The 9,349-nt window shown below is 49.2% G+C and carries 13 protein-coding genes; all 13 read right to left on the bottom strand.

Going from position 1 to position 9,349, the window contains the following annotated elements:
* Positions 1 to 105: 105 nt before the first annotated feature.
* On the bottom strand, positions 106 to 1,275 hold the full coding sequence (locus M3200_RS02895; protein WP_022382038.1) for an iron-containing alcohol dehydrogenase: 1,170 nt from the start codon (positions 1,273 to 1,275) through the stop codon (positions 106 to 108).
* A 312-nt stretch (positions 1,276 to 1,587) separates the two neighbouring features.
* Positions 1,588 to 2,016: an Rrf2 family transcriptional regulator gene (locus M3200_RS02890; protein ID WP_022382037.1), complete on the bottom strand. Its 429-nt coding sequence runs from the start codon at positions 2,014 to 2,016 to the stop codon at positions 1,588 to 1,590.
* A gap of 64 nt (positions 2,017 to 2,080) precedes the next feature.
* A complete protein-coding gene (locus tag M3200_RS02885; RefSeq protein WP_022382036.1) occupies positions 2,081 to 2,650 on the bottom strand; it encodes an NADPH-dependent F420 reductase in 570 nt (189 codons plus the stop codon).
* Positions 2,651 to 2,933: 283 nt separating this feature from the next.
* Entirely contained in the window at positions 2,934 to 3,563 is a 630-nt protein-coding gene (locus tag M3200_RS02880; RefSeq protein WP_022382035.1) for an NAD(P)-dependent oxidoreductase, read from the bottom strand.
* 251 nt (positions 3,564 to 3,814) lie between these two features.
* The gene (locus M3200_RS02875; RefSeq protein ID WP_022382034.1) at positions 3,815 to 4,549 is read right to left on the bottom strand and encodes a YebC/PmpR family DNA-binding transcriptional regulator; all 735 of its coding nucleotides are present in this window, start codon (positions 4,547 to 4,549) and stop codon (positions 3,815 to 3,817) included.
* Positions 4,550 to 4,553: 4 nt separating this feature from the next.
* Positions 4,554 to 5,135, bottom strand: a complete 582-nt coding sequence (locus M3200_RS02870) for an RNA methyltransferase (RefSeq protein WP_022382033.1) — start codon at positions 5,133 to 5,135, stop codon at positions 4,554 to 4,556.
* Entirely contained in the window at positions 5,135 to 5,881 is a 747-nt protein-coding gene (trmD, locus tag M3200_RS02865; RefSeq protein WP_022382032.1) for a tRNA (guanosine(37)-N1)-methyltransferase TrmD, read from the bottom strand. The genes M3200_RS02870 and trmD overlap by 1 nt, the downstream gene beginning before the upstream one ends.
* Positions 5,882 to 5,934: 53 nt before the next feature.
* A complete protein-coding gene (gene rimM, locus M3200_RS02860) occupies positions 5,935 to 6,450 on the bottom strand; it encodes a ribosome maturation factor RimM (protein ID WP_231939246.1) in 516 nt (171 codons plus the stop codon).
* Positions 6,434 to 6,841, bottom strand: coding sequence for a YlqD family protein (locus tag M3200_RS02855; protein ID WP_022382030.1), 408 nt, complete (start codon positions 6,839 to 6,841; stop codon positions 6,434 to 6,436). The genes rimM and M3200_RS02855 overlap by 17 nt, the downstream gene beginning before the upstream one ends.
* Positions 6,842 to 6,852: 11 nt before the next feature.
* Entirely contained in the window at positions 6,853 to 7,080 is a 228-nt protein-coding gene (locus tag M3200_RS02850; protein ID WP_022382029.1) for a KH domain-containing protein, read from the bottom strand.
* A gap of 12 nt (positions 7,081 to 7,092) precedes the next feature.
* Positions 7,093 to 7,356 carry a 30S ribosomal protein S16 gene (gene rpsP / locus M3200_RS02845; protein WP_022382028.1) on the bottom strand — a complete coding sequence of 88 codons (264 nt, stop codon included), beginning with the start codon at positions 7,354 to 7,356 and terminating at the stop codon, positions 7,093 to 7,095.
* 27 nt (positions 7,357 to 7,383) lie between these two features.
* Complete coding sequence (gene ffh, locus M3200_RS02840; RefSeq protein WP_022382027.1) at positions 7,384 to 8,745, bottom strand: signal recognition particle protein; 1,362 nt, start codon at positions 8,743 to 8,745, stop codon at positions 7,384 to 7,386.
* Positions 8,746 to 8,755: 10 nt separating this feature from the next.
* On the bottom strand, positions 8,756 to 9,124 hold the full coding sequence (ylxM, locus tag M3200_RS02835) for a YlxM family DNA-binding protein (RefSeq protein WP_022382026.1): 369 nt from the start codon (positions 9,122 to 9,124) through the stop codon (positions 8,756 to 8,758).
* Between the last annotated feature and the right edge of the window lie 225 nt (positions 9,125 to 9,349).

Here is a 9,349-nt window from a genome sequence, read left to right as displayed (position 1 = left end):
CAAGGTTAACACCCTTAAACCGAACTTCGTTCGAAGAAAAGCAAAAACAGCATTTTGTTGGATTTTGTCACAGCCCCTTTATGTTCATTATTCCATCGAATGGGATTAGAAGTTGACCGGTTTGCCATAGTAAGCGCATTCGAGGATGCAGCCCATGAGAGCGTCGTCGACTTCTCTCGGGTTTTCTGGTGTGCATGCATCGAGGACTGCGTTGTGAGCGATGGCTTCTTTCTTTTCCAGATACAGTTCTTCCGGAACACCATAGTCATGGATATTCAGCGGAATATTCATCTTGCGGTTCAGGCAGCGGATAGCTTCTTCATAGGACTGAACGAGCTGAGCGTCTGTGTGTCCCGGAAGTCCTGCTACACGTGCAAGGTCAGCATAACGGGCAAGGCATGCCTTCTTGTTGAACTGGATGACATACGGCATCAGGATTGCGTTTGCGCAGCCATGCGGAATATGGAATACGGCGCCGATCTTATGTGCCAGGGAGTGCGTGATGCCGAGGAGGCCGTTGGAGAAAGCCATACCAGCCATGCACTGTGCGATGTGCATCTTGTCGCGTGCATCGGTATCTTCATTGTAGGAATCGATGATGCTGTCAAAAATATCGGATACAGCCTGCTTAGCAAGCGGATCGGTGAAGCCGTTGGCAAATTTGGATACATATGCTTCAGTTGCATGTGTCAGAGCGTCCATGCCAGTATGAGCGCAGAGCTTCTTCGGCATTGTCTGCGGCAGGTCCAGGTCGAGGATAGCAAGATCTGGTGTCAGGTTGAAGTCAGCCAGCGGATATTTGATGCCGGTGGAGTAGTCCGTGATAACAGAGAAGGAAGTGACTTCAGATGCGGTGCCGGATGTGGACGGAATAGCAACGAAAATAGCTTTCTGACGGAGAGTTGGCAGGGAGAATGGTTTCTGTACTTCTTCGAATGTCAATTCCGGGTATTCATAGAAAACCCACATAGCTTTAGCAGCGTCGATTGGGGAACCACCGCCGATAGCAATGATAACGTCCGGGCCGAATTCTTCCATGGCCTTAGCGCCTTCTCTTACTTTTTCAATGGACGGATCTGGATCGATACCTTCCATGGTGTATGTTTCAATGCCAGCCTTGTGCAGTGCTTCCTCAGTCTTCTGCAGGAAACCACCACGGCGCATGGAATGACCACCGGTGCAGATGAAAGCTTTTTTATGTCCTTCTAAAACGGACAGCTGTTCAATAGCGCCATGGCCTACATAGATATCTCTCGGTAATGTAAAACGAAACATATTGAATCTCCTCCCACTCTATTACAGTTTCCTGAATTCGGGCAGTCAGCGGTTTTATGTGTATTCTTATTTCATAAATCCGTCATATAAAGTGTCTGCCACAAGAATAGTATACAACATAATTCGTGATTCTTATATATACTTTCTAAAAAAATATAAACTCCGCTTTATAAATGAGTTTTTATCATTTAACAACCCGATTTTGTAAAGAAAATGACAATCTTATTGATCAAATGCGAAAATAGTGCGATATTTGTGTCCTAAATGCAAAAAAGAGCTGCCCATGCAATTGCATGAACAACTCTTTTTCTTTTATTTTTCGATTGGAAAATCCTTCAGCACATCAGCAAGCGTGATCGACTTCATTTCGCGCGCCATAGCTTCCTGGACACGCATCAGTTTCGAGTCGAGCGCCTGATGGATCCCCCGTCCCACCGGACAGTTGGGATTCGGGTTTTCGTGGAAATGGAAGATACCTTCCTTTTTCACTGTTTCCACCGTCCTGTAAATCTGAAGAAAATCAATGTCTTCCGGCTTCATTGCCAGAAAAGCTCCGCCGCTGCCGCGGTTGACTGTGACCATCCCGCGCTGTTTGAGCTGCGAAAGCAGCCTTCTCACCACGACCGGATTCGCATTAATGCTTCCTGCCATGATGTCACTGGTCACTTTCTCCTTATCCTGAAACAGTGCGATATAGCACAGCATATGGACAGCAATGGTGAAGCGGCTGGATATCTGCATGTTCAGTTACCTCCTCCATGTCCTGCTAGTGTACACTGTCCCGTGGATGATATCAATCCCCTGATCAGTCGATGATGGCAAAGCCTCTGGTCCATAACAGTTTTCCGGCAGAAGCCAGGGAAATCTGCAGGAAACCCATAGCTTCCATTTCTCTTGCGCGGCGAAGCTTGCCGGCATCCATCAGTTTCAGACGGCAGCCAGTCAAAGCCTCTGCGACCTTATCCTTTGCATTCAGGAAATCGGAAGCCATGAGAACGACAGTCTGTTCATGGAAGCCTACCTTGCCGGTAGCCAGTGTATTAGCGAAATTCGTGTTGAATGCTTTGACGACAAATGCGCCCGGTGCTTTTTCCTGGATCAGTTCAGCAGCGGAAGTGCCGTCCGGAACGAGCATATGATCCATTGTTTCAAAATCAACCGGATTGGTGATGTCGATGAGTACCTTATCCTTCATCTTCGGACCCCATTTTCTGAGAATCCCGTCCACTGCCGTGTATGGAACAGCCAGAACGATGATATCGCCCAGTTCACCGATAAACTCGCGGCCTGCATACTCTACTTCATTGCCGCATGCATCGAAATTGTCTCCGATTGCCTTGCCCATGTTGCCTTTGCCAAAAATTGTGATTTTCATGATGTTCTCCTTTTCTTGATCAATGAATACATAAGAAATGATTCTAAAGACTGGAAACCAGCCGGAAATAGAAAAGGTGCCAGAGAGACGAAGCAGGAGCCTTCCCCTTCTGATGCTGTAACATCTCTTGTTACATTTATCATAGCACCGCCCTATTTCCGAGTCAACGATCCTGCCTTAGAATATTTTTATATCTGTCGAAATGCATTTTTATTTTTAGATACTGATTTTAAAAAATAAAGATGGCCTTGTTCAGCCATCCTTATTTCCTTATTTTACTGTCTTACTTTCCAAGTACGCTGATCCTCTGATGGATGTGGCTGCCGCTGACAGCTTCATCGACCATGGCGAGCGTATAGTCTGCATAGGAGATCTTGCTTTCGCCCTTTTCGTTGGTGGTGAATTCTTCGCCGGCAAGGATGTATTTCCCCGTTCTTTCTCCGTCAGCGATGAATTCAGCAGCCGGGCTGACATATGTCCATCTGACATCGTCACGTTTTCTCAAAGCATTGAGAGAATTCTTCATGCCGACTGCAGTTGGAAGATACGCTTCTGAGAAATCCGGGAGATCGGAAATCATGGTCTTGTGATCTTTATCGACATAGAGACTGCCTGCCCCGCCGACGACCAGAAGTCTTGTCTTGCTGCCGGAAAGGATATCAGAAAGATGGCCGAGCGTCGCGCTGTGCTGATCCATCTTATTCGGATCCCAGATGCCGAAAGCATCGATGACGACATCAAAACCTGCCAGATCTTCTTTTGTGAGATCCATGATATCCTTCTTCAAAGTATGCAGAGCTTCTGTCTTGTTCTCTCCGCGTACGACTGCGGTAACGTCAAGTCCGCGTGCGACAGCTTCCTTCACAATAAGACGACCGCTTTTACCATTTGCTGCAACAACTGCTAATTTCATTTTGAGTTTCTCCTTGAATGTTTGAAATATTTGATGTAACTATATTTGTTACATTAAATATACCACCATTTAGCTGTAACGTCAATAGTTACATCAAAAATATTTTGAAAATTTTCAAAATAGAGGGAGGAAGATTTGAAACAGCTTCTCTTTGCCAGGCTGCTGCGGGCGGCCGGTTCGATTTGGGAATCCCGGCATAAAAAAAAGAACGTGAAAATGACGGATCATTTTCACGGTTCTTTCTTTGCGGATTATTCCATGTCTTCCGGAAGTTCTGCGTTGGTGTACACTTCCTGTACATCATCGAGTTCTTCCAGTTCGCCGGTGAGGCGGGCCATTGTCTGGGCTGCATCGCCTTCCAGCTTGACGTAGTTGTCCGGAACCATAGCGACTTCGGATGCTTCTGCCGCAATGCCTTCTTTTTCAAGAGCATCGGATACGGTCAGGAAGTCTTCCGGAGCGGTTGTGATTTCGTAAGAGTCTTCATTGACTGCTACGTCTTCAGCGCCTGCATCGAGTGCTACCATCATGACGGTGTCTTCATCAGCAGCTTCTTTGCTGACGAAGATGGTGCCTTTCTTCTTGAACATCCAGGATACGCAGCCCGGGGTTCCTACGGAACCGCCATGATGGGTGAATGCGTGACGGATATCAGCTGCAGCGCGATTGCGGTTATCGGTGTTGCATTCGACGATGACAGCAGCGCCTCCGGGTCCGTAACCTTCATAGGTTACTTCATCGAAGCCTGCGCCGCTGGCAGCGCCAACGCCCTTATCGATAGCGCGCTGAATGTTTTCCTTCGGTACATTGTTCTGCTTAGCTTTTGTCAAAGCCAGTTTCAGACGCATGTTACCGACTGGATCACCGCCGCCCATGCGGGCTGCGATTGTAATTTCCTTGGAAATTTTAGTGGTGATTCTTGCGCGGATGGCGTCTGTTTTGCCTTTCTTGCGCTTAATGTTTTCCCACTTAGAATGTCCGGACATAAAATTATTCCTCCTTTTTATTCCACCAGGGTTCGCCCAGAAGGCGGTCGAGGATGATGGCTACGGCGCTGCGTACGCACAGATGATTGTACGTGCCTGCCCCGTAAATTGGTTCCACAATGTAATCGAACTGCTTCATCATTTCCTTGGTCATGCCGAAGCCTGTCCCGAAAAGGATGAAAATCGGTGTATCTTCTTCGTGGATTTTCCTGCGCATTTCACAGTAGGAGACCGTATTCGGATACACACGGGCATCGGTGGTGACGATGGCAGGCTTTTTGCCTGTCTCGCTTTCGATGCGGGAAATCGCTTCTTCGAGGGTGGGAACCAGTTCCGTCTCTTCGAAAGCTTCTTTCCTGTTCACATTGTACTTCACACCGCCGCCGGTCTTCCAGTGGTTCATGATGCGGTTTGCCATTTCACGCTGTGCTTCCACCGGATGCACGATGAAATAGCGTTTCACGTCATACGTCTTGGCCGTTCTGGCAATATCATGAAGGTCATAGTTGGTAAGAGCCGTAGTGACTACTTCCATATGTTTGTTATAAATCGGATAGTGTATCAGTCCTATATATACAGGTGCCATCACTGATCCTCCTTCTCGCGTTTGATCTCCGCCAGCAGCTTCTTATCTTCCGCGGTCATCTTGAGCCCGCTTAAAAGATCCGGACGGCATTCGAGGGTGCGGCGAAGCGCCTCTTTCCTCCTCCATCGCGCAATATTTGCGTGATGCCCGGAAAGGAGCACTTCAGGGACCTTCCAGCCGTTGTAGTCAGCCGGTTTCGTATACTGCGGATATTCCAGAATCGGTTCATAGAACGAATCGGTTGCTGCGCTTCCCGCATCTCCAAGGACTCCCGGTATCATGCGGGCCACTGCGTCGCTGATGACCATGGCACCCAGCTCTCCGCCGGTCAGAACGTAATCTCCGATCGAAATCAGTTCGTCTGCCAGATACTCCTCGACCCTGTGATCCACGCCTTCATAGTGCCCGCAGATGAGCACCAGATGATCATAATCACGGTATAGTTCCTTGGCTTTTTCCTGATTGAAAGTCTTTCCCGCAGGTGACAGGAAAATCACCCGGTCGCGGGGGCCTTTCTCAGGAAGCACATGATGCACTGCGTCAAAAATGGGCTGGCACATCATGAGCATGCCCGCCCCGCCTCCGTAGATCGTATCGTCCACCTGACGGTGGCGGTACATGGTATAGTCACGGGGATTCGTGACCGCCATCTCCATACGTCCCGCATCCAGCGCTCTCTTGATGATACTTTGGTCGAAGAACGCCTGAACGAACTCGGGAAATAAGGATAATATATCTATTTTCATTCTCGCCCTCTATTTCGGGAAGACAGCGTCTTCCCCAGAGAGGGGGAGTCCGCTTATTCCCATTCCGGCATAGCCACTGTCATGCGTCCTTCGTCGAGGTCGACTTTAAGGATGCATGAAGGGATGGCCGGAAGATAGATTTCCTTGCCGTCCGGTGTTTCAACGCCATAGACGTTGTTAGCTCCGGTCTCGAGGATTTCCTTGAGCTTTCCGACGTGAGAGCCCGCTTCATCCACTACTTCAAGCCCTACGAGCTGGAAATAGTAGTACGTGCCCTCCGGTCTTTCCGGCAGTTCAGAAAACGGCACTTCGACGATCTTGTCGATCAGCGTTTCGGCCATATTCCTGTCGTCCACACCTTCCACATGAAGAATGTATACATTCTTATGCGGACGTCCCGAAAGCAGCTTATAAAACTTCCCGCCGATTTTGAGACGCTTGAGCGTCTTGAAGATTTCCGGCCGGTCCGTATCGGGAAGAATACGCAAATCACCCCGCACACCATGCGGGGCTACGATTCGGCCGACAACTATCAGTTCATCGGGTTTCATATCAGTTGCGGAATTCAACGATCTTTCCGTCTTCAACCAGGATTTCACCGCCGAGCAGTTCATTCATGTCGTCACCGATATGAATGGTAACCAGACGGTTCATCGGAGCACGGTTGAGTTCTGCGCCGATGGTGAGTCTTTCGAGATGATCCTTATCAGCAAGGAATTTATCCTTCATCTGCTGCATCTGGACCTTCTGAGCCTCGTACTGAGCACGAAGGGGTGCTACGGCCTGTACGTTAATCTTTGCCTGTTCTGCCAGTTTTCCATTAGCTTCGAAATCCAGCTGGGACATATCATGGTCTACACGCTTGAGATTCTGTTCGATCTCAGCGAGGAGCGTTGCCTTCAGCTGTTCAGTCAGCTTTGACTTAACGGCTACAGGGACAAGAATCTGCATTTCATCCATTGCGACACCTCTTAGATAATATCGACAGCCACTCTGCGGTTTTCACGCAAAGCACCTGCCTTGACAACGGTACGGATCGCATTGGCAATGCGTCCTTTTCTGCCGATGACCTTGCCCATGTCTTCCGGGGCAACATGGACCTGATAAATTTCCAGGCTGCCCTTTTCGACTACGGTGACAGAGACGGCGTCAGGGTTCTTTACAAGAGCCTTGACGAGTGTTTCCACTAATTCTTTCATGGTGCGTCCCCCTTATTTCTTTGCTTCAGCAAACTTAGCGAGGATGCCGTTCTTTCTCAGAATGGAACGAACAGTGTCGGTCGGCTGAGCGCCTTTACCAAGCCAGGACAGAGTCTTTTCTTCATCAATCTTTACCGGAGCGTCGAGTTTAGCCGGATCGTACCAGCCGATGGTATCGGTCGGAGCGCCGTTCCTAGCTTCCTTGGAGTCGATGACGATGATGCGGTAGAAAGGATTCTTCTTAGCGCCCATACGGGTCAAACGAATTTTTAACATAATTTCACCTCCTTGAAATGATCTCGATTATTTATGGAACATCCCGGGGGGACCACCGAGGCCGCCCATCTTGGATGGATTTATCTTCTTATTCTTCATTTTCTTCATGGTTTTCTGCATTTCCTGGAATTGCTTCATCATACGGTTGACGTCCTGGATCTTCACGCCAGCGCCGTCAGCGATACGCTTTCTGCGGCTGCCGTTCAGAATCTTGACATTCGCTCTTTCCTCCGGTGTCATGGAAAGGATGATAGCTTCGATGTGCTTGACTTCCTTGCCGTCAAGATCGACATCCTTCAGCTGATCCTTGAACTTGCCCATCCCCGGGATCATGCCCAGAATGCTCTGGAAAGAGCCGAGCTTTCTGATCTGCTTGAGCTGCTTCAGGAAATCATCGAGAGTGAACTCACCCTTCCTGATCTTTCCTGCTGCATCCTTCAGCGAATCCTGATCCATATTTCTCTGTGCGGTTTCGATCAAAGTCTCGAGATCGCCCAGATCGAGGATACGTCCTGCCATACGGTCCGGATGGAAATCTTCCAGCCCGCCGTCGAGCTTTTCGGATACGCCGATCATCTTGATCGGTTTGCCCGTTACGCTCTTAATGGAAAGAGCAGCGCCGCCTCTGGCATCGCCATCCATCTTCGTCAGGATGGTCCCGTCAATGCCCAGGCTCTCATCGAAAGCCTTTGCCGTATTGACAGCGTCCTGACCAGTCATGGAGTCGAGCACCAGAAGGATCTCCTGCGGATGAACCTCAGCCTTGATATTTCTCAGCTCGGCCATCAGCTTTTCATCGATCGTTAAGCGCCCTGCGGTATCGAGAATGACGATATCGCGGTTGTATGACTTAGCCGTGTCGACAGCGTACCTTGCGATGTGGACAGGATCCACATTCGGAGGCATGCGGTAAACCGGCACATCCGTCTGTTCACCAAGGACTTCGAGCTGTTTAATAGCTGCCGGACGATATACGTCGCAGGCTGCCAGCATCGGACGATGTCCCTTCTTCTTGAACATCAGCGCAAGCTTGCCGGCGGTCGTCGTCTTGCCGGCGCCCTGCAGCCCGACAAGCATGATCACCGTCATGCCCGTAGAGGAGAGCGTGATCTTGCTCTGGGTCCCGCCCAGAAGCTCTGTCAGCTCATCCCTGACGATTTTGATAACCGTCTGGTCTGGCTTCAGGCTGCCGAAGACCTCCTCGCCCATCGCTTTTTCACGCACATGAGCAATGAAATCCTTCGCTACCTTGAAATTGACGTCCGCTTCCAGAAGAGCCCTTCTGACTTCGCGGAGCGCCGCGTCGATATCACTCTCGGAAAGTTTGCCCTTCCCGCGGAGATCCTTAAAAGCCAACTGCAGCTTATCTCCTAAACCTTCAAATGGCATCTGGTCACCTTCATTCCGTCAAAATCCGCAGCAGCGGTTCCGCTTCGCTCTTCTTCGCTTCAGGGATCATACCCTCCAGCGATTCGGCCGCTTTCTGTCTCCGGATCCTTGCCTCCGCCAGATGAAGGGCGGACTCATACGTCCGGAGCTGCTCCTCGCCATGGCGCATGGCATCATGCACCGCCTGGCGGGAAATATGAAAATATTCCGCAATCTCAGCCAACGTGAGATTCTCATTGTAATACAAGTCCAGGCATTCACGCTGCCTTGGCGTCAGGAGCTCGCCGTAACAATCAAGGAGCTCGCCGTTCTGAACTACATTTTCTAAAGACATAGCATCACCATAACGTTCATCATTATACAGGGAGGAGAGTGCCATGTCAAGCAAAATAACTTTACATCCTCATCTTTTTTGAAATTTCTTTTTAAGGCCGCAAAAGCCACGAAAATGGAGCGGGAAATCTTCTGAAACTCACCGGGAAATTTCCCTGTCGTTTTACATATTGGTTTTATATATTATTACATTATATTACCATATATAACTTTTTCTTCTATCTCTTCTTATAAATAGAGTGTGTCAAGAATCTTGTGTAACCTCTAACCT

The sequence above is a fragment of the Dialister sp. CAG:357 genome, from assembly GCF_000435155.1.
Classification (GTDB): Bacteria; Bacillota; Negativicutes; order Veillonellales; family Dialisteraceae; genus Dialister; species Dialister hominis.
This window is presented reverse-complemented; position numbering and strand designations above follow the sequence as displayed.

Coding starts and splice junctions, on each gene's coding strand:
- M3200_RS02895 (WP_022382038.1), bottom strand. CDS start 1,275: ATGTTTCGTTTTACATTACCGAGAGATATCTATGTAGGCCATGGCGCT.
- M3200_RS02890 (WP_022382037.1), bottom strand. CDS start 2,016: ATGCAGATATCCAGCCGCTTCACCATTGCTGTCCATATGCTGTGCTAT.
- M3200_RS02885 (WP_022382036.1), bottom strand. CDS start 2,650: ATGAAAATCACAATTTTTGGCAAAGGCAACATGGGCAAGGCAATCGGA.
- M3200_RS02880 (WP_022382035.1), bottom strand. CDS start 3,563: ATGAAATTAGCAGTTGTTGCAGCAAATGGTAAAAGCGGTCGTCTTATT.
- M3200_RS02875 (WP_022382034.1), bottom strand. CDS start 4,549: ATGTCCGGACATTCTAAGTGGGAAAACATTAAGCGCAAGAAAGGCAAA.
- M3200_RS02870 (WP_022382033.1), bottom strand. CDS start 5,135: ATGGCACCTGTATATATAGGACTGATACACTATCCGATTTATAACAAA.
- trmD (WP_022382032.1), bottom strand. CDS start 5,881: ATGAAAATAGATATATTATCCTTATTTCCCGAGTTCGTTCAGGCGTTC.
- M3200_RS02855 (WP_022382030.1), bottom strand. CDS start 6,841: ATGGATGAAATGCAGATTCTTGTCCCTGTAGCCGTTAAGTCAAAGCTG.
- M3200_RS02850 (WP_022382029.1), bottom strand. CDS start 7,080: ATGAAAGAATTAGTGGAAACACTCGTCAAGGCTCTTGTAAAGAACCCT.
- rpsP (WP_022382028.1), bottom strand. CDS start 7,356: ATGTTAAAAATTCGTTTGACCCGTATGGGCGCTAAGAAGAATCCTTTC.
- ffh (WP_022382027.1), bottom strand. CDS start 8,745: ATGCCATTTGAAGGTTTAGGAGATAAGCTGCAGTTGGCTTTTAAGGAT.
- ylxM (WP_022382026.1), bottom strand. CDS start 9,124: ATGGCACTCTCCTCCCTGTATAATGATGAACGTTATGGTGATGCTATG.